The sequence below is a fragment of the Acidovorax sp. Root70 genome (assembly GCF_001428225.1).
Lineage (GTDB): Bacteria > Pseudomonadota > Gammaproteobacteria > Burkholderiales > Burkholderiaceae_C > Acidovorax.
This window is the reverse complement of the sequence record NZ_LMHQ01000032.1, coordinates 252,256-273,785: the sequence shown is the minus strand read 5'-3', so window position 1 is coordinate 273,785 and position 21,530 is coordinate 252,256. Positions and strand designations below refer to the sequence as shown.

Sequence of the window (21,530 nt, the reverse complement as noted above, 5' to 3'; positions counted from 1 at the left end):
CAAACCACCCATAGCACCTGAACACTTTTGCGCTCAAGTCTCAGTAGCGAAGCCCTCGACTATAGCACGGTTTCAATGAACGGCAGGGAAAACCCCAGGGGCTTTGCACACCTAATCTCACCCTATCCATTCTTCCTCCGGCGGCGCACCATTAGAGGTTGTGCTGATCACGCAGAAGAGGTACCGCTGCTAAGCGCCCACCGCAGCTTTTTTGAGCCCGACGACGTTATCAGCCCTGGAAGATTCCACCTACCCTCCCCACAGGCTGGATTGGGTACGCGCCTCCCGCACATCCTAAGTCGCTTAAGCTGCCATATCGGCGGCTCGGACCGTTCGCTCTTTCATCCCAACTGACCACCATGGACTACATCAACACGGCCCTGGATCTCGCTCACGAGGCCCTGTACCGCACTTCCCCCAACCCCCGCGTGGGCTGCGTACTCGTAGACAAGGACGGTGCCATCATTGGCAAAGGCTCCACCCAACGCGCCGGAGAGGCGCATGCGGAGGTCATGGCGCTGCGCGATGCCGCGCAGCAAGGTCATTCGACCCAAGGCGCCACGGCCTATGTCACGCTGGAACCCTGCTCGCACCACGGACGTACCGGCCCTTGCTGCGACGCATTGATCCAGGCGGGAGTCGCCAAAGTCGTCGCATCGATTGCTGACCCCAACCCCGCCGTGGCGGGCAACGGGTTCGCGCGACTGCGTGCTGCAGGGATAGCGGTGGAGGTGAGCCCCGGGGCAGAGGCGTCGCGTGAACTGAATCTTGGGTTCTTCAGCCGGATGATTCGCAAAAGGCCCTGGGTGCGGATGAAGGCGGCCGCCTCGCTCGACGGTGTCACCGCATTGCCCAACGGAACCAGCCAATGGATAACCGGACCGGCGGCGCGTGCTGACGGACATGCCTGGCGCGCAAGGGCCTGCGCGGTGCTCACGGGCATCGGGACCGTGCTCGCGGACAACCCAAGACTGGATGTGAGGGATGTACCTACCGAACGTCAACCAACGTTGATTTTGGTGGACAGCGCGCTGGAGGTGCCCCTCAGCGCCCAACTTTTCGCGGCGAAACGCCCGGTCTATATCTATACAGCAGCCGCGCATGGGGAGAAGCGCGGCGCGTTGGAAGCCCAAGGCGCCACTGTGATCAGCCGGCCCAACAAGGCTGGCAAGGTGGATCTGGCAGCCATGGTGCAAGACCTTGGACGCCGGGACATCAATGAACTGCACGTAGAAGCGGGATACAAGCTCAATGGCTCGCTCCTGCGCGAGGGACTGGTAGATGAATTGCTGGTTTACCTCGCCCCCAAACTGATCGGCGAGGGTCTCGGATTGGCCCAGATGAACCCCATGACCGCGCTTTCCGAGGCACATGCCCTCAGCTTTCACTCGGTGGACCGATTGGGGGACGACTTGCGCATTCTTGCTCGCGTGCAGGGACGCGACAGGTTCTGACGCCATCGCGGCGGTATGGGCGCTGAAATTTAGTGCTGGCCGAGGCCTTGCCCAAAGAGCACTGATTGCCGCGCCGTCAGGTCATTCAGGGCCGAGAAAATGCCTCGCCAGAGTGCGGCAAGGATAATCCCGCCCTATGGCACTTATCACCTTACTGGACGCCCAGCTCGCATTTGGGCATGTTGCACTGCTGGATCACGCCGGCTTTTCTCTGGAGACCGCAGAGCGTGTCGGCCTGATCGGGCGCAATGGCGCGGGCAAATCATCCCTCCTCAAAATTCTGGGAGGGCTTGCCAAACCGGACGATGGCTCATTGCAGGTGCAACAAGGGGTGCGCATTGCCTTTGTGGCGCAAGAGCCCACGCTCGACCCTAGCGCCACCATTTTCAAGGCAGCGTCGGAAGGCCTGCAACGCGTGATTGCCATCCGCGATCAATACCTGTCGGGCGCAGATGGGCTGGATCTGGATGCCCTGCAGTCCGAAATCGAGGCCTACGACGCCTGGAATTGGGAGCAGCGCGTAGAAGAAACCCTGCAGCGATTGCATCTGGACCCCGAAGCCGTGGTGGGCACACTCTCGGGCGGTACCAAAAAGCGCGTAGCGCTGGCACAGGCGCTGGTGGCCCGCCCTGATGTGTTGCTGCTGGATGAACCAACCAACCACCTTGATCTGGACTCCATCGAATGGCTGGAAGACCTGTTGCTGGACTTTCCCGGCAGCGTCGTGACCATTACCCATGACCGGTCGTTCCTGGACCGTGTGGCCACCCGCATCGTAGAGTTGGACCGAGGGCAGTTGCGCTCCTATCCTGGCAACTTTGCGCAGTACCAGATACAAAAGGAGGAGCAGTTGGCGCAAGAGGCGGTGATCGCCGCCAAGGCCGACAAGCTCCTCGCGCAAGAGGAAGTGTGGATACGACGCGGCGTGGAAGCGCGCCGCACCCGCAGCCAAAGCCGCATCAGCCGACTCGAACAGTTGCGCGCACGCCGCGAGGCCCGCCGCGAAGTCGTCGGCAGCGTGCGCATGGACGTTGCCACCGGAAGCTCCAACGGGTACCAAGGCAAGATCGTTGCGGAACTGGAAGGAGTGGGCAAATCCTTCGGCGACAAAACCATCGTTCACAACTTTTCCGGGACGATTCTGCGCGGTGACAAAGTGGGCTTGATCGGCCCGAACGGCGCTGGCAAAACCACACTGCTCAAGATGATCTTGGGCGAATTGCAGGCCGACAAGGGCACCATCCGGCAGGGAGCAAACCTGCAGGTAGCCTACTTTGACCAGATGCGCCACGCCGTCAACCTAGACGCCACCCTGGAGGACTTCATCAGTCCCGGTAGCGAGTGGATCGAGATCGGCAACCAGCGCAAACACGTCAAGAGCTATCTGAGCGACTTTCTGTTCTCCCCGGCACGCGCTCACTCTCCGGTGCGGTCTCTGTCCGGCGGCGAGCGCAACCGCTTGCTGCTGGCCCGGCTGTTCGCCCGCCCTGCCAATGTGCTGGTTCTGGACGAACCTACAAACGACCTAGACATCGACACCCTGGACTTGCTGGAGGAACTGCTCGAAAACTACGAGGGCACAGTGTTCCTCGTCAGCCATGACCGCACCTTCCTCGACAACGTGGTGACCAGCACCATCGCTTTTGAGGGCAATGGCCTGTGGCGCGAGTACGAAGGTGGCGTTCAGGACTGGCTGCTGCAATCCAAACGCAGTCGGTCGTTGCAGGCGGCTGCGTCAGCACCCGCCAAACCATCCACCTCAGAGAATTCAGACCAAAACGCGTCGGAGCGCATATCAAATAAGCCTGTGCAGCTATCAAAAAAGAAGCTTAGCTACAAGGAGCAGCGCGAGCTGGAACAACTGCCCGACCTGATCAGCTCGCTGGAGACTGAACAGAAGACCCTCCAGGAGGCCCTGGCGGACGGGTCACTGTTTGGCACCGACCCAGCCCGCGCAACCGCCATGACGACCAGAGCGGCAACCATCGACGAGGAACTCATGACGGCCCTGGAGCGCTGGACAGCCCTCTCCGAATAGGCACAGAGGCACTAGCGAGCGCCCGGCGGGGGAGCTCCTCCGGCCGCGGACAGACCGCTGTGCCTCTCCTGCTCCCAACGATACCCCTTAAATCCGGTGGTGGAGGCGGTCTGTCGTTCCGCGCAATCGGGCAATCAAAGCAGGGGCAATCTGCCCCAGCGGCAGCACTTCATCGGCAGCGCCGTGGGCAATGGCCTCGCGCGGCATGCCAAAGACGATGCAGGTCGCTTCGTCCTGAACGTAGTTGTAGCTGCCTGCGTCTTTCATCTCACGCATTGCCACCGCACCGTCATTGCCCATGCCCGTGAGCATGATGCCGAAAGCATTGCGCCCCACCACGGTCGCCGCGGACTTGAAGAGCACCTCCACTGAGGGCTTATGGCGGTTGACCGGCGGACCATCATCGACCACCGCCACATAGTTGGCGCCACTGCGGGCCACATGGAACTGGGTCCCGCCCGGGGCTATATACGCGTGGCCAGGCAAAATGCGCTCGCCATTCACGGCCTCTTTCACCGTGATCTGGCACAGCCCGTTCAAGCGGGCTGCAAAACTGGTGGTGAACCCGGGGGGCATGTGCTGGGTAATCACGATCGCCGGCGAGTCCGCCGGCATCTGGACCAGCACTTCCTTAATGGCTTCCGTGCCGCCCGTTGACGCCCCGATGCAGATGAGCTTTTCGGTGGACAGGCGCCCCAGCAAACCTACTGCGGGCACGGCGTGCGACACGGGAGCCCCAACGGCACCGCTGGCAGGTAAAGCGTCGCGCGCGGGCGCACGGCGCACCTGCGCGACGGCAGCAACACGGATCTTGTCCACAATCTGTGTCGCCAGTTCATTGAGCCCGCTGGCCAGCCCCACGCGCGGCTTGGCCACAAAGTCCACAGCGCCCAACTCCAGCGCCTTCATCGTGACCTCCGCGCCGCGCTCGGTCAGCGTGGAGATCATCACTACCGGCATGGGCCGCAGGCGCATGAGGCGCCCCAGAAAATCAATACCGTCCATGCGCGGCATCTCGACATCCAGGGTGATGACATCCGGATCCAGCTCGCGAATCATCTCGCGCGCCACCAGAGGGTCGTTGGCAGTGCCAATGCACTCCATGTCACGCTGGCGGTTGATGATCTCTGACAGCAGACTGCGGACCAGCGCCGAATCGTCCACCACGATCACCCGGATTTTCCTGCTCATTCACTCACACCCTTATCAAAACAGATCCACAGAACCACCCGACGTGGTCTTTGCCACAGTGGCCGCATTGCCACGGACCTCCTGGGCCACCAGGGCTTCGGGATGGGCATGTGCCAGCCGCTTGACCATGGCTTTGCCGGTCACCGGGAAAAAAACCACCTTGCGCGGGTAGATATCCAGCACATCCTCGGAGACGATCGGAATGCGCTCCGTGTGCAAATAGTTCAACACGAAATTGGTGTTGCGCTCCCCCACGTTCATGGTGGTGAAGTTGTGCATGACCTGGGCGCCCCCGAAAATCTTGGCCTGCATGGTTTCACGGCGGGCGCCGAGCTTGAGCATTTCATTGATCAATAGCTCCATGGCATACGAGCCGTACCGCCCCGACGCATCCGCCAGATCACCGTCGGGCAGCATGAAATGGTTCATGCCCCCGATACGCGCGCGACTGTCCCACAGGCAGGCCGCGATGCATGACCCCAGCACCGTCATGATGACCATGTTCTCGTCCGACACAAAGTACTCGCCGGGGAGCACCTTCACCGCGTTGTGCTGAAAGTGGTGATCGAGGTAGAAAAACGAGGCCTCGCCTGGCTTGCGGCTGCGTGCCTTGAGTTCCTGCAGCGATGACTCCCGCGCAGGGGTGTTGCCGGACGCATAAATGTCGGCACTCAGCGGTGCAATGCGGGGAGCGCGGCGCCTTTCGGAGGTGCCAAGCGCAGCAGGCGCACTGGTAGGAGATGAACCTGTGTAGATGTTGGTCATGGGTGCAATGTGCAGGACAACATGGACAGGTCAGCGGCGCTCGTACACCGTCTTGCCACGCAGGGTAAACAGGTCTTTGGACTCGCTGAAATTTTCGGCGTGCCCTACAAACAGCATACCGCCGGGCTTGAGCACTCGGTGGATTCTTTCGAGTACGCGCCGCTGCGTAGGGGCATCAAAGTAAATCATCACGTTACGGCAGAAGACCACATCAAAGGGCTCCTTGAACGGCCAATCGTCGCGAATGAGATTCACGCTCATGAAGTCAATGGCGCGCCGCAGTTCAGGCTTGGCACGGACCATGCCAGCGTTCCCGGCTTTGCCTTTGAGGAAGAACTTCTGCAGGCGCTCAGGGCTTAAGCCCTTGACGCTGTCGAGCCGGTACACACCCTGAGCAGCCGTCGCCAGCACGCGCGAATCAATGTCACTGGCCGTCAACTTGAAAGAAGCGTTGGCTCCCAGCGCCTCCAGTGCGGTGATCACGATGGAGTAGGGCTCTTCGCCAGTGGACGCTGCATTGCACCAAACCCTCCAGTTGGCCGATGGCTTGGACCGCAGGTGCGACGCAAAGATTTCAAAGTGATGCTGCTCACGGAAAAATGCCGTGAGGTTGGTGGTCAGCGCATTCACAAACTCCTGCCACTCCGGCCCATCGTGGGTCTCCAGCCAGCTCAGGTAGTCGTGAAAGCTGGTGTGCCCGGTGTCGCGCAACCTCCGGGACAGGCGGCTGTACACCATCGCATGCTTGCCATCGTGCAAGCTGATGCCCGCGCGCTGGTAGATCAGGGCCTGAACCCGGGCAAAGTCCGCATTGGTCCAGACAAACTCCCGCCCCTGGGCCAGGGGGCCTGAGGGCGCTGCCGCTGCGGCCTGCGCGGGATCGCCCCTGGCCGGCCCTGACCGGGCTGACGCCGAAGCACTGGTGGTTTGGGCCATATTGATCGTCCGAGAGGAAGTCCTGTTCGCTCCAAAAGGTCTGCAAGCTCTGCTCACAGCCTGACATGTGCCTGAGCCACCACTGGCTGCTGACTATTGCGCCTTATTCGTTGGCGGTCACCAGGCCCATGTCCACGCTGGACATGAGTTTTTCGATATCCAGCAAGATCAGCATGCGCTCGCCCACAGACCCCAGACCCAGAATGCAGCTGTTGTCGATGGCGCTCTCGATGTCTGGCGCTGAGCGGATGCTCTCTGGCGTCAGCTCCATCACGTCGCTCACGGAATCCACCACGATGCCGACCACCCGGTTGCGCAAGTTGAGGATGATGACCACCGTGAAACTGTTGTAGTCCGCCTGCGCACAATTGAACTTGATGCGCATGTCAACGATGGGAACGATCGTGCCGCGCAAATTGACTACGCCCTTGATGAAATCAGGGGCGTTCGCAATGCGTGTGGGTGGCTCATAGCCACGGATTTCCTGCACCTTCAGGATATCAATGCCGTACTCTTCCTGGTCGAGGCGAAACGTCAGGTATTCACGCGCGCCCGTGGGCGCTGCATCTGCTGCTTTACCGATCACACTCATGGTGCATTCTCCTTTCATGACGGCGCAGCGCCTTTCGGCGCCAACGCCTGAATCTAGTGGCGCGCCCGGCGGACCAAGCCACCCGTGTCGAGAATCAACGCCACGGTGCCGTCGCCCAAAATGGTGGCGCCCGACACGTTGGGCACCTTGCGGTAATTCGACTCCAGGTTCTTGACCACCACCTGGTGCTGGCCCAGCAACTCATCCACCAGCAGCGCCACACGGCTGCCGTCAGCTTCCACCACCACCATGATGTTGCTGGATTTGTTCAGATCGAAGCGCGGCACCTGGAAGATCTTCTCCAGCGCGATGACGGGCATGTATTCGTCACGCACCTTCACCAACTGCGAGCCTTGCGCCACGGTGCTGACATCATCGGCGTTGACCTGGAAAGATTCGACCACCGATGACAAGGGAAGGATGTAAACCTCTTCACCCACACCCACCGACATGCCGTCCATGATGGCGAGCGTCAGTGGCAGGCGAACCGACACCTTCATGCCATAGCCCTCGGCAGAATCGATCTCGACAGAGCCGTTGAGCGCTGCAATGTTCCGCTTGACGACATCCATACCGACACCACGCCCAGACACATCGGTGACCTCGTCAGCCGTGGAGAAGCCGGGGGCGAAAATCAGTTGCCAGACCTCGGCATCGCTCATTTGCTCCGACACCTCGATGCCACGCTCCTGGGCCTTGCTGAGGATTTTCTCGCGCGACAGACCGCGGCCATCATCGCGCACCTCAATCACAATGGAGCCGCCCTGATGGGATGCGGACAACGTGATCGTTCCGTGCTCGGATTTGCCCTTGGCAAGACGATCGGCAGGCATTTCAATCCCATGGTCGCAGCTGTTGCGAACCAAGTGGGTCAACGGGTCGGTGATTTTCTCGACAAGCCCTTTGTCCAGCTCGGTGGCTTCACCCAGGGTCACCAGTTCCACCTTCTTGCCCAGCTTGTTCGCCAGATCGCGCAACATGCGGGGGAAGCGGCTGAAAACGATGGACATTGGAATCATGCGGATAGACATCACCGACTCTTGCAAGTCGCGCGTGTTTCGATCCAGATCTGCCAGCCCGGCCAGCAATTGCTGATACGCCCCAGCATCGAGGCCCCGGCTGTTCTGCGCCAGCATGGCCTGCGTGATCACCAGCTCACCCACAAGGTTGATCAGTTGATCGACCTTCTTCACATCCACGCGGATGGTGGTGGACTCCATCTGGGCCTGCATCGCAGCCTTGGGCTCCGCCGCAGCCCTGGTGGCAGCCTTGGGGGCTTGCGGTGCTGGCGCATGCACGGCCTGTGTCGCCTCTCCGAGCGGCGCACCGGGCGCACCATTAAAGAAGCCGTAAGGTGCTTCTCCTCCGGAGGTATCCACGGCCGCTGTGGCCTCATCATCGGCACCCGCTGAACCATCACCCGCTGCATCGCGGATCAGTACCTGCTCCTTGGCGACATGGAAGGCAAACAGGTCCAGCAAATCGTCGTTGGTAGAAGTCGTTTCCACCGCGAAGACCCGCGTATTGGGAGGACTGCCCGGAACATCGCGGATCGCGCCCAAGCCGGGGATATCCCGGAACAACTCCTTGATCGCATCGGCCTGCTCGGGGCGATCCAGGGGGCCGATCTGGATTTCCAGTTGCCGCGCCTGCCCCGGTGCTGAGGAGGAGGAAGGCTTGGGCGCTGGAGCCGCCGCAACGGGAGCTGGTGCTGGAGCCGAAGGGGGAGGAGCAGCCACAACCGGCGCGGTGTCGCCAGGCACCAAGCCGGCGGCCAGGTCACTGATGCGACGAACCAGGGAGGTGGTCGAGACGGCCTCGCCCTGCCCCCCTGCCTGATGGCGCGCCAACAGGCTACGGGATGCGTCAGCAGACTCCAAAAGAACGTCCACCATCTGGGGGATGGGCTGCAGCTCATGGCGACGCAGACGATCGAGCAGGGACTCCATCTGATGGGTCAGTTCGGCCACATCAGAGAAGCCGAAAGTGGCCGAGCCACCCTTGATCGAGTGTGCGCAGCGAAAAATGCCGTTGAGCTCCTCGTCGTTGGCACTGCTCAGGTCCAGATTGAGCAGCATCTGCTCCATCTGGTCGAGGTTCTCACCTGCTTCCTCGAAAAAGATCTGATAGAACTGGCTGAGATCGAAGTCAGCGCCAGCACCCGATCCTTCTTGGTAGGTTTCCGCCATGGTGGGCTCCTGTGTACTAAATGCTCTCAGTCAACCCGGCTCAGCGGATCACTTTCTGGATGACTTCGATCAGACGATTCGGATCAAAAGGTTTCACCAACCAGCCTGTCGCGCCCGCCGTGCGGCCCGCCTGCTTCATCTGGTCGCTCGACTCCGTCGTAAGAATCAGGATGGGGATCGTCTTGAACTTGGGGTGCTCACGCAGTTTCCGGGTCAGACCAATGCCGTCGAGGCGCGGCATATTCTGGTCGGCCAGAACCAGATCGATATTGTGCGTCTCGGCTTTTTCGAGGGCATCTTGCCCGTCCACTGCCTCCACGACGTGATAGCCGGCACCGGTGAGGGTGAACGACACCATTTTTCGCATGGAAGGTGAATCATCAACGGCAAGGATCGATTGCATGTACGGCTCCAACTGACTTGAATATATAAGGTAACCAGTGATGTGAACGTCAAAACAGGTCCACAGAACCTGCATCCATCTCGCTTTGGGTGACAGGGTTTGGCCTGTCGGGCGCCATCTCAGCAAAGGGCGCCGCGTCTTCACCTTCTTCGTGCCCCATGGCTTCCGAAGCCAGCCGAAAGGCGCAACCCTGCAGCACCTTGGTGGTATGCCAGATCAGTTGGGAGGCCATGTCCTGGAACTGCAACTCCGTCACCGCACTGCGCAACGCCGCACGTGCAGCCACCAGTTCCGGCGAGTCTGCCACCACGGCATCGGTCAACAAGGAGTTCGCCTCGCCAAACCGCTCCAGCAGATTGTCGGTGGCGTGGTTCAGCAAACCTTCCAGGCGGTGCAGGTCATGCATTACGACCAGCAAGGAGTCCTGCAGCTCTGCCGCCACCATGACGGGAACCTGGACAGCAGGTCCTCCAGGCGTTGTTAGCGTAGATTGCATCGTTTCTCCATCGCAGCACGTAGCAGCAAAACACGCAAATACACAGGACTACGATACATGCATCAGTAACCTGCCAAGGCCCCCGAGCAAACCGGAGCGTCCGCGCCCATTGAACGCTGACGCGCAAACCATCCCAACCGGACAAACACCGTTGTTTGTTCCAATTTGTATCCTATGATAGCGCTCCTATGGGCCCTGCAACACCAGACCAGACCCTTGACATCCTGCATCTTGAAGACTCACCCGCCGATCACGAATTGGCAGCGCGTGTGTTGCGTCGATCCGGGCTCCAGTGCCACCTCCAGCGGGTCGATACGCTTCCAGAGTTCCAAAGGCTGACGGATAACGGCAGCTTTGACATCATCTTGGCAGATTACCGCCTGCCAGGTTTCACCGCATTGGATGCTTGGGCCCATGTGGCGCAAAAACCGCAGCACCCCCCTTTCGTGCTGCTCTCGGGCGCCATCGGCGAGCCTGCAGCAGTAGACGCCATGCGCCTAGGGGTTGCGGACTATCTGCTCAAAGACGATATCCAGCGCCTGCCCCACGTGATCGCCCGGACCCTGGAGGTCCATGAAGCACGCAACGCGCGCGAGCAGGCCATTGCCGAGCTGGCGATGTCCCAGCGCCGTTTGGCTGAGTTGGCCGAACACCTGCAAACCTCCATAGAGCAAGAGCGTGCCTCCATCGCACGCGAAATCCACGATGACATTGGTGGTGCCCTGACGGCCGTGCGCTTCGATGTGGCCTGGATCGGACGCCACAGCACGGACCCGATCATGCAGGAGCATGCAACATCGGCGGCGGACATGCTGCAACATGCGATCGGCGCCAGCCAGCGCATCATGATGAACCTGCGCCCACCCATACTGGAGCAAGGTCTGGTGGCTGCTGTCCAGTGGCTGGCCACCGGCTTTGAGCGCAGGACTGGCATCCCCACTGGAGTGCAGAGCAGCAGCGACGCCATAGATACGCCTGCCGACATTCAACTGGTGGCGTACCGCACCGCCCAAGAGGCATTGACCAATATCTCCAAGCATGCGCAGCCCAGCAAGGTGGACATCGAACTGTCTGACAAGGAGGGTGTGCTGACCCTGGAGGTCACAGACGACGGCCGTGGCATGGATGCCACAGTGCGTGACAAACCCAAGGCCTTCGGGCTCAAGGGCCTTCAAGAGCGTGCGCGCACCGTAGGGGGATGGCTGGACATCAGCAGCCGGCCCGGTCAGGGCACGTCGGTCATCCTGTCCATCCCGTTACCATCTCCCCTCACACCCGCACCAGGAGATGCCCCGTGATCCATGTCGTCTTGTGCGACGACCATGCCGTCCTGCGGCGCGGCATTCGCGACACACTCACCGAAGCGCCGGACATTCAGGTAACCGGCGAAGCGGGCGGATATTCAGAACTGCGTGATGTTCTGCGTACGGCCGCCTGTGACGTGCTGCTGCTGGACCTGAACATGCCTGGACGCAGCGGCCTGGAAGTCTTGGCCAGCCTGCGAGAGACCCACTCCACCATCAAGGTGCTGGTGGTTTCGATGTACCCCGAGGACCAATACGCATTGCGCTGCCTCAAGGCAGGGGCCCAGGGTTATGCAAACAAGGCCGGCGACCCGGTTGAGCTCATTGCTGCCGTACGCACAGTGATGCAAGGGCGCAAATACCTCACTGCCGAAGTGGCTCAGATGCTGGCGGACAGCTTGGCCCAACCCACGCCAGAGGTGCCCCATGCGGCGCTTTCCGAGCGCGAACTGCAAACCCTGGTGAAGATTGCCTCGGGTCGGCGCTTGTCGGACATTGCCGAAGAGTTGATGCTGAGTCCCAAAACCGTGAGCGTCTATCGCTCACGGGTTCTCGAAAAACTGAAGCTCTCTAACAACGCGGAGCTGACTGTATACGCCATCCGCAACCAGCTTGTGTAGCTGCCAGCCTCATCTGCCGGCCGCAAAAAGATCCACCGCCTGCTGCATCAACGCCAGCACGGGCTGTTCCAGCATCGGGAGAGTTGCCGCGATGCCCAGCATCCCCACCGTGAGCGTGACCGGAAAACCCACCGCATAGATGTTCATCTGCGGCGCAACGCGCGAGATGATCCCCATGGTCAGGTTGACGAACAGCAGTAACGCAATCATGGGCATGGCGATCCAGAGCGCGCTGGAGAAGAGTGAAGCTCCCAGCTCATGCAACCGCATCTGCCCCAACGCCTGCAGAAAATTGCCGTCGACCGGGAAGCGGTCAAAACTCTTGACCACGGCCATCAGGATCAACAAATGGCCATTGATGACGACAAACAGCAGCATGGACATGTGACCAAAGAAACGGGCCACAGCGCTGATCTGTCCATTGGAGGTGGGGTCAAAAAATGAAGCAAAGTTGAGCCCCATCTGCAGCCCAATGATTTCGCCCGCCAGCTCGACCGCCGTGAACACCAGTCGCACCGAAAAGCCAATGGCGAGTCCCACGGCCACCTGCTGAGCGACCGCACCCAGAGCGCCTCGACCATTCACGCTGATGACCGGCTGTTCACCCAGCACACCTTGCGCGCACAAGGCCACCAGGAATGCGAGGCCGATCTTGACGCGCATGGGCACCACACGCATGGAAAACACCGGGGCCACAGAGAACAACGCCAACACCCGCAAAAAGGGCCACAGGATGGGCGACAGCCAGCCCATGATCTGTGCTTCGGAAAAGGTAATCATCGGCCCTCTCCCCTGGCGTCGCCGAGGTATCTTGAAAGCGATGGCGACCGATCTCCATGGGGCACGGATTCCCACGAGCGCCAAGCCGGCCGCACGGTCCTCAGGCAGCCAGTTGCCCAGATTGACATGGAGCTACCCAATCATCGACGGGATTGATTCGATCGTCCTGCGGATGAAATCCACCAGCGTGCTGAGCATCCAGGGCCCCGCAATCGCAAACACCACCATGGCAGCAATCAACTTGGGCACAAAGGCCAGCGTGGCCTCATGGATCTGTGTGACCGCTTGGAAAATACTGACCAACAACCCCACGGCCATGACCACCCCCAGCACAGGCATCGAGATCATCAACAACAAGGTGAGGGCATCACGCCCGATGGTCAGCACCATTTGTGAGGTCATGGCGAAATCTTTCAGGTGACAAAGCTGGCAGCCAATGATCCGATCAGCAAATTCCAACCATCGGCCAGAACAAACAGCATGAGCTTGAATGGCAATGCCACCAACACCGGCGACAACATCATCATGCCCAGCGACATGAGGATGCTCGACACCACCATGTCGATGACCAGGAATGGAATGAAGATCATGAACCCGATCTGGAACGCCGATTTGAGCTCACTGGTCACAAAAGCCGGTACGAGCACACGGATCGGTGCAGTCTCTGCCGTCACGCTGGGATCCAGACGTGCGAGCCGGGAGAACAGCGCAAAGTCCGATTGACGCGTCTGCTTGAGCATGAAGCTGCGCATGGGCGCCTCCGCCCGGTCCAGCGCCTGTTCAAAGCTGATCGTATTGTTGGTGTAGGGGACATAAGCATCCTGGTACACCCGATCCAGGGTCGGCCCCATGACAAAAAAGGTAAGGAACAAAGACAGACCGATGATGACCTGGTTGGGGGGCGCCGACTGTGTTCCCAAGGCCTGGCGCAGCAAGGACAACACGATCACGATCCGGGTAAAACCCGTCATCATCAGGAGCACAGCGGGCAAAAATGACAGCGCCGTGAAAAACAGCAAGGTCTGTATCGGTACCGAGTAACTTGCGCCAGAGGGCCCACTGCCCACCACCAATGGCAACGCCCCCGCCGTCTGCGCCCAGGCCGAGCCCTGAACTCCCAGTCCCAGCCCCAGCACAGCGACAGCCCAAGGCCACGAGCGCGCGGCCCATCGCGCCCCTTTGGCTAGAAACGAGGATTCGCGCTCAGACATGGGCAGACTTTCCAACCTCAGCGGAGGCTGATTGCATCTCCCGGGCAAACGATGACCCCGCTGGCGACGCAGCAGCCACCGCATCACCCGCCCCCTTGCCGGCCAGCGGCAGCACATGCAGGCAACTGACCTGCTGCGCCGTCACTCCCAGCACCAGCCATGTGCGCGCATTTTCCGGGCCGACTTCCACCGTGACGACCCGCTGCTGGGGTCCGACGGCCACGGCAGACACCACGCGTGATGCCACCCCGGAGGCCAACGCCCCGGAGGATTGGCGCTGCTGCAAGCGACGCACCGCCCAGGGAAGCAAGGCCATGGCGCCCACAAAAAGCACCACCACCAGCAGCGTCTGGGTCATGCTCCCACTATCCACGGCTGACCCGGCGTAAACGCTCCGACGGAGTCACCACGTCGGTCAGGCGGATACCGAACTTGTCGTTGACCACCACCACCTCGCCTTGTGCGATGAGGTAGCCGTTGACCAGCACATCCATGGGTTCGCCTGCCAGCGCATCCAGCTCTACCACCGAGCCTTGTGCCAGCTGCAGGATGTACTTGATAGGTACCTTGGTGCGCCCCAACTCCACCGACAGTTGCACTGGAATGTCCAGCACCATGTTGATGTCGTTGACGGAGTCACCGCCCGCAGCGCCAGAAAACGGCCGTACAGGCTCTCCCGACAGCGGCCCGCCCTGCTCTGCATCCGCCGGCTTTTCGTCCGTTCGCTTCTGCTCTTCCAGCGCCTCGGCCCAACCCGCAAACGGATCATCCGCGCCTGCGTCCTTGTTGTCTTCTTCAGTTGCCATTTTTCTCTCCCAGCCAGCTCATGTCCGAAGTACGCAGACACTCTTCAATGCGAATGGCGTACTTGGAATTGTGGGTTCCATACTGGCATTCAAAAATTGGAACCCCTCCGATCGACGCACGGATACGGGGCTCACGGTCCAGTTCAATGAAGTCACCCGGCTTCATCGCCAGCAGTTGCTCGACGGTGGCATCGGCTTTCGCCAGCTCCGCCACCAGCGTAACTTCTGCAGACTGAATTTCACGCTTGAGCACGTTCACCCAGCGGCGGTCCACCTCGATGGAATCTCCCTGGGTGGACGAATACAGCACATCGCGGATCGGCTCCAGCGTTGCATAGGGCATGCAGATATGGATGGCGCCTGAAAGGTCACCAATTTCCAACTGAAATGCCGTGGACACCACAATCTCGCTGGGCGTGGCAATGTTGGCAAACTGGGGTTGCATTTCCGAGCGCTGGTACTCCAGCTCCAGCGGATAGATGCCCTGCCACGCCTTTTTGTATTCCGCACAGATCACATCCACCAACCGGTTGATGACACGCTGCTCCGTGGGCGAAAAATCACGGCCCTCAATGCGGGTCTGGAACTTGCCGACCCCGCCGTAAAGCGTGTCGATGATGCCGAACACCAGCGAAGGCTCGCACACGATGAGCCCGCTACCGCGCAAGGGCCGAATCGCCACGATGTTGAAGTTCGTGGGCACCGCCAGCTCCCGCAGGAAAGCGCTGTAGCGTTGCACCGACACGGTCCCCACCGAAATCTCGGGGCTGCGGCGGATGAAATTGAACAGCCCGATGCGGAAGTTGCGCGCAAACCGCTCATTGACGATTTCCATCGTCGGCATGCGGCCACGGACGATGCGTTCCTGGCTGGAGATGTCGTAGTTGCGGACCGAGCCCGCCTCGGCCACCTCTTCGACCGACTTCTGGCTTTCACCAGTGACCCCTTCCAGAAGGGCATCGACCTCTTCCTGCGAAAGAAATGAATCACTCATGGCTGCTCCTTACCCGGCGGGCTCATTGGATGATGAAGCTCGAGAAGAGCACCCTGCGCACCGGATTGCGCTCCGTGCGCTTGCGCGCGGCGGGACGCTCCTCGGCATCTCCGTCCTGCTCGGCGGCGGCTGCAGCCTTTGCACGCTCACGCTCTGACGGCACCGAGTAGCCCAGAGGCCGCGAGACCTCGCGCAAGATGTCGGTGGCCAGCTTCTCCTTGCCCTCGCGCTGCAGCAGCTCGGTGGACGTGCGCTGCGACACCAGCATCAGGATGCCGCTACGGATCGAAGGCAGATATTGCTTGACTTGGTCAGACGTTTTGGCGTCTTCCAGCTCCAGGGTGATGCCAATCTGCGCAAAACGGTCCCCGCCAGGATCGGCCAGGTTGACCACCATGTTTTCCATGGGCAGAAAGGTAGGGGCAACTTTTGGAGCCTCCTTGTGTGCCGCAGGGGCGCCGCCCTCCTCATCCTCAGCGGCGTGCGATCGGCTGGAGATGAACCACGCTGCAGCCCCCCCTCCGATCACCAGCACGGCCACCACCACGCCGATGATGATCAACAGCATCTTTTTGCTTTTGGCGGGCGCCGCTGCTGCGGGAGTATTGGCTGACACGATGGAATTCCTTGCGGTAGGGAGCTGCTGTGCAAGCGCTATCAAAGTGCAAGCACAACCGGGTAGCTCATTATTGGACGGGGGTGCAACCAATAATAGCCAGAATAAAAGCCCAAAACCATGGCATTCGCCGCGCTCATCTGCGCAGCCGGGCGAGACAAGTCAAACCGCAGCCTGTCCACGCCCCCATCAAATCAGACGAAGACGTCCACGGCGCGATCTGCCGCCCCACCGCTGCGCGCCAGCGAGGCCGTGCCCCCAGGCACTGCAGACACTACCTGTGCCTGGCGCACTCCCTCACGGGGGCGCTGCTGATCGGTCTCCCGGCCCCCTCCACTGTCACGTGCCGATGTACCCACGGACATGCCGGACAGCACCAATCCCTCGCTGCGCAACAGATCGCTCAGCTGCGCCATGCTTTGGTCGAGCAGCTCCCGCGTCTGCGGCTGGTCGCTGCGGAATGACACATGCGCCTCATTGCCCGACAGAGACACGGATACCTCCACAGGCTGGCCATCCCGCTGCAGGGTCAACTCCGCGTTCTGGGTCTTCTGATTCACCCAGTAGGCGACCTGCTCGGCAACCTGTTCTTCTGTGCCGAGGGCGGCAGGGTCGGTCAATGTCGTTGCATCAGTGAAATTACCCGACTCCACAGGCGAAGCGCCCGATGCACCTTCAGACCATGCGCCACCGCCCGCGCCATCTTCATGCGAACGTCCACCAGCCGAGGCCTCTGTCGCGCGCGCTGAGGCAGCAGCCGCCAACAAACCGTCAGGGATGGGCGTCCCGCCCTCGGCCCCAGTGGGACTGGAATGGGCAACGCCTGATCGCTCGACCACAGAGCCTACGGGCAACCCGGAGAACGCCCGTTCTCCCGCGGAGGACGCCAACGCTACCGAGCCGCCATGAATCGCGCTGGAATGCGCTGCAGAGTCCCGCACGGTGGCTGAACCCAGCGCTGCATCGGCCATACCCGCGCCACCTGCTCGTTGAGCGCTGGCACTCTGCAAACGCGAGAATGTGCGCCCCAATGCAGCCAATGCTCCTTGCGAAGGCTCTTCCCTGAGGTCAGCAGAGGCATCCAGCTTCGCAGTCTCAGCAACCAAACCCTGGGGAATACCCCCCAGCAGCAGGTCATTGAGCGCATTGCCTTGCGAACCCGGCTGCGCCACCGCCGTGATTCCTCCCAAACCTGAACTGGCAAGTTGAGACGTCCCCAAGCCTGTCTGCCCATTGGCCCCACCGGGCTCGTTCAGGCTTTGCATCGGTGCAAGTAACCCCTGCCATGCAGCCATCGCTGAAGCATCTGCCGCAGCCAACGAGGCAGGATCAGCGCCGTTTTCGGCCGAAGAGATCACGGTATCGCCCGAGATCTCACCGTCCGCCCCGTCCCCCAACGCCGCCAGCAGCGCCAAGAATCCGCCTGCGGCGGTCGGGTCGCCAGCATCTGCAGCCGACTGGGACGGCGATTTGGCGCGGGCCGCGTGCGCGGGCTGGGTCCCTTGCGAGGAAGCTACTTTGGTCGGTTCCATATTCAATTCTCCTGGCCCGCGGTGCGGTACTGCAGCGCGGCGCGTTCATCGGTCTGCTTCTGGTCCCTGCGCAGTTGTTGCAGCGCGAGGTCATTGCGCCGCTTGTCCACCACCTTGCGCAGACTGGCCAAACGTAGCTCTGCATCCAGCAAAGCACGCTGCGCAGCCTGCACCCGCGCTGAATGGTCACCCACCACCCCGGTCTGGATGCCGGCCGCATGACCCAGCCGGTCCATGAAGTGATAGTGGTGGTACATCACTTCGGGTTGCACGGCGGTGTTGGCCTTCATGCCCCAGCGGGACTCGGTTTCACGGGCATAGTCCTGGAGCTGATCGAGTTGAGCGCGTGCCGCCTGCTCTGCAGCCAAGGTGTCCTGCAGCACTTGACGGGCCTCGTCCCGCTTGCGGGAGGCCACTTCAACGGCGACAGACAGGGCGTTGAGACTGGACATGAAGACTTACCTGTTCCGCCCTCAATGGTCCAGCACCGCCGCCATTGCGCCGACGCTGTGGTCCATGGAGGCTGCCTCGAACATGTCCTGCTGCAGAAAACCCGCCATCTGCGGCTGCAAACGGATCGCCTCATCCAGCGCGGGGTCGGAACCGCTCATGTAAGCCCCCACCTGCACCAGATCACGGCTCTTCTGATAGCGCGAATACACCGCACGAAACCGCCGCGCCAGATCAAAGTGCCCGCGCGACACCACGTTGTGCATGACCCGCGATGCCGATTGCTCGATGTCGATGGCCGGGAAATGCCCAGTCTCCGCCAAGGCGCGCGACAGCACAATGTGGCCGTCCAGAATGGCACGCGCTGCGTCCGCGATCGGGTCCTGCTGGTCATCGCCTTCCGACAGCACCGTATAGAACGCGGTGATGGAGCCCACCCCATGCAGACCATTGCCACTGCGTTCGACCAGCTGTGGCAACTTGGCAAAACACGATGGCGGATACCCCTTGGTCGCAGGCGGCTCGCCGATGGCCAGAGCTATTTCCCGCTGCGCCATTGCGTAGCGGGTGAGCGAGTCCATAAGCAACAGCACATGCTGGCCCTTGTCGCGGAAATGCTCTGCCACCGCAGTGGCATAGGCCGCCCCCTGCATGCGCAGCAGGGGCGGCGCGTCGGCAGGTGCAGCCACCACCACTGACCGCGCACGGCCTTCCTCGCCCAGGATGTCTTCCACAAACTCTTTGACTTCGCGTCCCCGCTCGCCAATGAGCCCCACCACAATCACGTCGGCACGGGTGTAGCGGGCCATCATGCCCAGCAGCACACTCTTGCCCACGCCAGAGCCCGCAAACAACCCCAGGCGCTGACCGCGCCCCACGGTCAGCAAGGCATTGATGGCGCGCACGCCGGTATCCAGAGGCTCGCGCACCGGGTCGCGGTCCATGGCGTTGATCTGGCGCCGGCCCATGGGTTCGGACACCACATCCTGCACAGGTCCTCCGTGGTCAAGAGGAAGGCCCTGGGCATCCACCACGCGCCCCAGCAACCCGTCACCCATGGGCAAACGCAGCACACCAGCGCGCTGCACCGGTCGAGCAGGCTCTCCCAGGCGAGGCATAGGGATATAGGGCACAGCCGGCACCACGCTGGCGCCACTGGACAACCCGTGGATATCGCCCGCAGGCATCAGGAACGCGCGGTCGGCAGAGAATCCGACGACCTCAGCCAACACTGGCGCATGTCCGGGCATTTGCACCATGCATTGCGAACCCACGGGCACGCGGATACCTACCGCCTCCAGCACCAGACCCGTCAGGCGAGTGAGCGTACCGCGCGTCTCCAGCGGCGCGCCTTCTGCAACTCGCTCGCGCGCGTCGTCCATGAAGCGGTCCCAGGCGGTGGGGGTTTCAACGGTCATCGCCATCTCCGCGATCCCCATCGTCCCAGGGAGACTGCAACCCCAACGACGCGATCGCGCGCTGCCAGCGCTTGTCGATGCTGCCATCCACGACCGCGCCCGCCGACTCCACCAGGCAGCCGCCAGCAGGCACGGTGCCATCGGCCATCCATTGCACACCGGGCGCATTGATCTCTTCCCGCAGGGGTTCGGCCATGGCCTCCATGTCCACCGGATTGAGCCGCACCGTGGCAGGACGCCCCTCGTTCACCAGCATGCCCACAGCCTCCCGCACCACAGGCAGCAAGGCATTGGGGTTGACCGACAGCTCCTGGCGTACCACCTGGCGCGCGATGTCGCACGCCAGTTCCAGCACCTGCTGCGCCATCTGCTGCTGCATGTCGATCAGGCTGGCGTCGAGGGTCTGCAACACGCCCTGCAGGCGCTGGGCCGCCTCTTGTCCCTGCAGGGCAATGTATTCATCCATGCGGCGCTGCCATTCCAGCGCGGTCTGTGCCTGCCCCTGGGCAAAACCCTCTGCATAGGCATCGTCGCAGGCCTGCTGGACCAGCGCTTGCTGTGCCGCTTCGTCCAGCTCAACCGGCAGTTCTGCCACAGGCTCCGGTTCAGGCTCCGGCTCCACCAGGTCGGAGCCATCCACTGCGGCAAACTTCCACTGCTTGAAGTCGCCGACCTCCTCGCTGGGAATGAAGCGCGAATAGGACCGCTGGTTAGACGAAGGCATCATCACCACCGCCTCCGATCACGATCTGGCCTTCGTCGGACAGGCGGCGCACCGTCTTGAGGATTTCCTTCTGCTGCGCCTCCACCTCGGACAGCCGCATCGGACCACGCGACTCGAGGTCCTCACGCAGCGCTTCTGCGGCACGTGAAGACATGTTGGACAGAAATTTCTCGCGCAGTTCGGGCACCGCACCCTTGAGGGCCACGATGAGGGTTTCCGAAGCCACTTCCTTGAGCACCGTCTGAATGGCCTTGTCGTCGAGTTTGAGCACGTCTTCGAACACGAACATCTTGTCCATGATCTTCTGGGCCAGGTCAGGGTCGTAGCCACGAATGGACTCGAGCACCACGGCATCCATGTTGCCGCCCAGCATGTTGATGATTTCTGCGGCCGCCTTGACGCCGCCCAGAGAGCTCTTGCGGATCTTGTCGCCACCCGCCAGGACCTTGAACAACACCTCGTTCAGGTCCTTGAGGGCCGTGGGCTGGATACCTTCGAGGGTGGCCACGCGCAGCAGGATCTCGCTGCGCTGGCGGTCCGTCAGGTGCATCAGGATGCCCGAAGCCTGGTCGCTGTCCAAGTGCACCAGGATGGCGGCGACGATCTGCGGGTGCTCGTTGCGCAACAGCTCGGCCACCGACAGCGGGTCCATCCACTTGAGGCTCTCGATGCCCGAGACATCGCCACCTTGCAAGATCCGGTCAATCAGCAGCCCGGCCTTGTCGTCGCCGAGGGCACGCTTGAGCACGGCGCGCACATAGTTACCTGTGTCGGACACCAGCAGGCTCTGCGCCGCGGCTGCGTTGGAGAACTTGTTGATGACCTCGTCCACCTTCTCGCGCGACACCGAGCGCATGCGCGCGATGGTTTCGCCCAGCTTCTGCACCTCTTTGGGCGAGAAATGCTTGAACACCTCGGCGGCCTCTTCCTCGCCGAGGGACATCAGCATGATGGCGGCGTCGTGGAGTCCTTGGTCGTCCATGGTTGTCGTCCGTGCAATCGGTATCGGCT

Annotated in this window: 23 protein-coding genes; 4 read left to right on the top strand and 19 right to left on the bottom strand. The window is 61.5% G+C overall.

What is annotated here, in order from left to right; genetic code table 11:
• Positions 1-359 precede the first annotated feature (359 nt).
• Both ribD and ASD94_RS22930 read left to right on the top strand, forming a co-directional pair.
• Complete coding sequence (ribD, locus tag ASD94_RS22935; protein ID WP_056648320.1) at positions 360-1,454, top strand: bifunctional diaminohydroxyphosphoribosylaminopyrimidine deaminase/5-amino-6-(5-phosphoribosylamino)uracil reductase RibD; 1,095 nt, start codon at positions 360-362, stop codon at positions 1,452-1,454.
• 136 nt (positions 1,455-1,590) lie between these two features.
• Positions 1,591-3,492: an ATP-binding cassette domain-containing protein gene (locus ASD94_RS22930; protein ID WP_056648318.1), complete on the top strand. Its 1,902-nt coding sequence runs from the start codon at positions 1,591-1,593 to the stop codon at positions 3,490-3,492.
• Between the two features lie 87 nt (positions 3,493-3,579).
• On the opposite strand, the gene ASD94_RS22925 is transcribed toward ASD94_RS22930, so the two are convergent.
• From ASD94_RS22925 to ASD94_RS22895, 7 genes are all read right to left on the bottom strand, one after another.
• Complete coding sequence (locus ASD94_RS22925) at positions 3,580-4,683, bottom strand: chemotaxis response regulator protein-glutamate methylesterase (protein WP_056648315.1); 1,104 nt, start codon at positions 4,681-4,683, stop codon at positions 3,580-3,582.
• Between the two features lie 15 nt (positions 4,684-4,698).
• Positions 4,699-5,448, bottom strand: coding sequence for a chemoreceptor glutamine deamidase CheD (gene cheD / locus ASD94_RS22920; protein WP_056648313.1), 750 nt, complete (start codon positions 5,446-5,448; stop codon positions 4,699-4,701).
• 30 nt (positions 5,449-5,478) lie between these two features.
• Positions 5,479-6,384 carry a CheR family methyltransferase gene (locus ASD94_RS22915; RefSeq protein WP_056648310.1) on the bottom strand — a complete coding sequence of 302 codons (906 nt, stop codon included), beginning with the start codon at positions 6,382-6,384 and terminating at the stop codon, positions 5,479-5,481.
• Positions 6,385-6,487: 103 nt separating this feature from the next.
• Positions 6,488-6,976: a chemotaxis protein CheW gene (locus ASD94_RS22910; protein ID WP_056648307.1), complete on the bottom strand. Its 489-nt coding sequence runs from the start codon at positions 6,974-6,976 to the stop codon at positions 6,488-6,490.
• A 53-nt stretch (positions 6,977-7,029) separates the two neighbouring features.
• Positions 7,030-9,165, bottom strand: a complete 2,136-nt coding sequence (locus ASD94_RS22905; protein WP_056648306.1) for a chemotaxis protein CheA — start codon at positions 9,163-9,165, stop codon at positions 7,030-7,032.
• A gap of 40 nt (positions 9,166-9,205) precedes the next feature.
• Positions 9,206-9,568 carry a response regulator gene (locus ASD94_RS22900; protein WP_015015796.1) on the bottom strand — a complete coding sequence of 121 codons (363 nt, stop codon included), beginning with the start codon at positions 9,566-9,568 and terminating at the stop codon, positions 9,206-9,208.
• Between the two features lie 49 nt (positions 9,569-9,617).
• Positions 9,618-10,064, bottom strand: a complete 447-nt coding sequence (locus ASD94_RS22895; protein WP_056648303.1) for a hypothetical protein — start codon at positions 10,062-10,064, stop codon at positions 9,618-9,620.
• 188 nt (positions 10,065-10,252) lie between these two features.
• Here ASD94_RS22895 and ASD94_RS22890 point away from each other — a divergent pair, with 188 nt between their 5' ends.
• Both ASD94_RS22890 and ASD94_RS22885 read left to right on the top strand, forming a co-directional pair.
• Positions 10,253-11,362: an ATP-binding protein gene (locus tag ASD94_RS22890; protein WP_056648302.1), complete on the top strand. Its 1,110-nt coding sequence runs from the start codon at positions 10,253-10,255 to the stop codon at positions 11,360-11,362.
• On the top strand, positions 11,359-11,988 hold the full coding sequence (locus tag ASD94_RS22885; protein ID WP_056648301.1) for a response regulator transcription factor: 630 nt from the start codon (positions 11,359-11,361) through the stop codon (positions 11,986-11,988). Before ASD94_RS22890 ends, ASD94_RS22885 begins: the two co-directional genes overlap by 4 nt.
• 9 nt (positions 11,989-11,997) lie before the next feature.
• On the opposite strand, the gene fliR is transcribed toward ASD94_RS22885, so the two are convergent.
• The 12 genes from fliR to fliG form a co-directional block, all read right to left on the bottom strand.
• Positions 11,998-12,768, bottom strand: a complete 771-nt coding sequence (fliR, locus tag ASD94_RS22880; protein ID WP_056648300.1) for a flagellar biosynthetic protein FliR — start codon at positions 12,766-12,768, stop codon at positions 11,998-12,000.
• Positions 12,769-12,900: 132 nt separating this feature from the next.
• Positions 12,901-13,170 carry a flagellar biosynthesis protein FliQ gene (fliQ, locus tag ASD94_RS22875; RefSeq protein ID WP_015015801.1) on the bottom strand — a complete coding sequence of 90 codons (270 nt, stop codon included), beginning with the start codon at positions 13,168-13,170 and terminating at the stop codon, positions 12,901-12,903.
• Positions 13,171-13,181: 11 nt separating this feature from the next.
• Positions 13,182-13,979, bottom strand: a complete 798-nt coding sequence (gene fliP / locus ASD94_RS22870; RefSeq protein ID WP_235510762.1) for a flagellar type III secretion system pore protein FliP — start codon at positions 13,977-13,979, stop codon at positions 13,182-13,184.
• Positions 13,972-14,337 carry a flagellar biosynthetic protein FliO gene (locus ASD94_RS22865; protein ID WP_056648297.1) on the bottom strand — a complete coding sequence of 122 codons (366 nt, stop codon included), beginning with the start codon at positions 14,335-14,337 and terminating at the stop codon, positions 13,972-13,974. The genes fliP and ASD94_RS22865 overlap by 8 nt, the downstream gene beginning before the upstream one ends.
• Before the next feature lie 7 nt (positions 14,338-14,344).
• Positions 14,345-14,785, bottom strand: a complete 441-nt coding sequence (fliN, locus tag ASD94_RS22860) for a flagellar motor switch protein FliN (protein WP_056648293.1) — start codon at positions 14,783-14,785, stop codon at positions 14,345-14,347.
• A complete protein-coding gene (gene fliM, locus ASD94_RS22855) occupies positions 14,775-15,779 on the bottom strand; it encodes a flagellar motor switch protein FliM (protein WP_056065744.1) in 1,005 nt (334 codons plus the stop codon). Before fliM ends, fliN begins: the two co-directional genes overlap by 11 nt.
• A gap of 22 nt (positions 15,780-15,801) precedes the next feature.
• The gene (gene fliL, locus ASD94_RS22850) at positions 15,802-16,395 is read right to left on the bottom strand and encodes a flagellar basal body-associated protein FliL (protein WP_056648290.1); all 594 of its coding nucleotides are present in this window, start codon (positions 16,393-16,395) and stop codon (positions 15,802-15,804) included.
• Positions 16,396-16,589: 194 nt separating this feature from the next.
• Complete coding sequence (locus tag ASD94_RS24155; RefSeq protein ID WP_235510748.1) at positions 16,590-17,927, bottom strand: flagellar hook-length control protein FliK; 1,338 nt, start codon at positions 17,925-17,927, stop codon at positions 16,590-16,592.
• A 2-nt stretch (positions 17,928-17,929) separates the two neighbouring features.
• Entirely contained in the window at positions 17,930-18,379 is a 450-nt protein-coding gene (locus ASD94_RS22840) for a flagellar export protein FliJ (protein WP_056648286.1), read from the bottom strand.
• Positions 18,380-18,400: 21 nt separating this feature from the next.
• Complete coding sequence (fliI, locus tag ASD94_RS22835; protein WP_056648281.1) at positions 18,401-19,795, bottom strand: flagellar protein export ATPase FliI; 1,395 nt, start codon at positions 19,793-19,795, stop codon at positions 18,401-18,403.
• Complete coding sequence (locus tag ASD94_RS22830) at positions 19,785-20,519, bottom strand: flagellar assembly protein FliH (protein WP_056648404.1); 735 nt, start codon at positions 20,517-20,519, stop codon at positions 19,785-19,787. Before ASD94_RS22830 ends, fliI begins: the two co-directional genes overlap by 11 nt.
• Positions 20,506-21,501, bottom strand: coding sequence for a flagellar motor switch protein FliG (gene fliG, locus ASD94_RS22825; protein ID WP_056648278.1), 996 nt, complete (start codon positions 21,499-21,501; stop codon positions 20,506-20,508). The genes ASD94_RS22830 and fliG overlap by 14 nt, the downstream gene beginning before the upstream one ends.
• Positions 21,502-21,530 lie beyond the last annotated feature (29 nt).

Coding starts and splice junctions, on each gene's coding strand:
- ribD (WP_056648320.1), top strand. CDS start 360: ATGGACTACATCAACACGGCCCTGGATCTCGCTCACGAGGCCCTGTAC.
- ASD94_RS22890 (WP_056648302.1), top strand. CDS start 10,253: ATGGGCCCTGCAACACCAGACCAGACCCTTGACATCCTGCATCTTGAA.
- ASD94_RS22895 (WP_056648303.1), bottom strand. CDS start 10,064: ATGCAATCTACGCTAACAACGCCTGGAGGACCTGCTGTCCAGGTTCCC.
- ASD94_RS22905 (WP_056648306.1), bottom strand. CDS start 9,165: ATGGCGGAAACCTACCAAGAAGGATCGGGTGCTGGCGCTGACTTCGAT.
- fliG (WP_056648278.1), bottom strand. CDS start 21,501: ATGGACGACCAAGGACTCCACGACGCCGCCATCATGCTGATGTCCCTC.
- ASD94_RS22865 (WP_056648297.1), bottom strand. CDS start 14,337: ATGACCCAGACGCTGCTGGTGGTGGTGCTTTTTGTGGGCGCCATGGCC.
- ASD94_RS22900 (WP_015015796.1), bottom strand. CDS start 9,568: ATGCAATCGATCCTTGCCGTTGATGATTCACCTTCCATGCGAAAAATG.
- ASD94_RS22930 (WP_056648318.1), top strand. CDS start 1,591: ATGGCACTTATCACCTTACTGGACGCCCAGCTCGCATTTGGGCATGTT.
- ASD94_RS24155 (WP_235510748.1), bottom strand. CDS start 17,927: ATGGAACCGACCAAAGTAGCTTCCTCGCAAGGGACCCAGCCCGCGCAC.
- ASD94_RS22840 (WP_056648286.1), bottom strand. CDS start 18,379: ATGTCCAGTCTCAACGCCCTGTCTGTCGCCGTTGAAGTGGCCTCCCGC.
- fliR (WP_056648300.1), bottom strand. CDS start 12,768: ATGATTACCTTTTCCGAAGCACAGATCATGGGCTGGCTGTCGCCCATC.
- ASD94_RS22830 (WP_056648404.1), bottom strand. CDS start 20,519: ATGCCTTCGTCTAACCAGCGGTCCTATTCGCGCTTCATTCCCAGCGAG.
- fliQ (WP_015015801.1), bottom strand. CDS start 13,170: ATGACCTCACAAATGGTGCTGACCATCGGGCGTGATGCCCTCACCTTG.
- ASD94_RS22915 (WP_056648310.1), bottom strand. CDS start 6,384: ATGGCCCAAACCACCAGTGCTTCGGCGTCAGCCCGGTCAGGGCCGGCC.
- fliI (WP_056648281.1), bottom strand. CDS start 19,795: ATGACCGTTGAAACCCCCACCGCCTGGGACCGCTTCATGGACGACGCG.
- ASD94_RS22910 (WP_056648307.1), bottom strand. CDS start 6,976: ATGAGTGTGATCGGTAAAGCAGCAGATGCAGCGCCCACGGGCGCGCGT.
- fliM (WP_056065744.1), bottom strand. CDS start 15,779: ATGAGTGATTCATTTCTTTCGCAGGAAGAGGTCGATGCCCTTCTGGAA.
- fliP (WP_235510762.1), bottom strand. CDS start 13,979: ATGTCTGAGCGCGAATCCTCGTTTCTAGCCAAAGGGGCGCGATGGGCC.
- ASD94_RS22925 (WP_056648315.1), bottom strand. CDS start 4,683: ATGAGCAGGAAAATCCGGGTGATCGTGGTGGACGATTCGGCGCTGGTC.
- fliN (WP_056648293.1), bottom strand. CDS start 14,785: ATGGCAACTGAAGAAGACAACAAGGACGCAGGCGCGGATGATCCGTTT.
- cheD (WP_056648313.1), bottom strand. CDS start 5,448: ATGACCAACATCTACACAGGTTCATCTCCTACCAGTGCGCCTGCTGCG.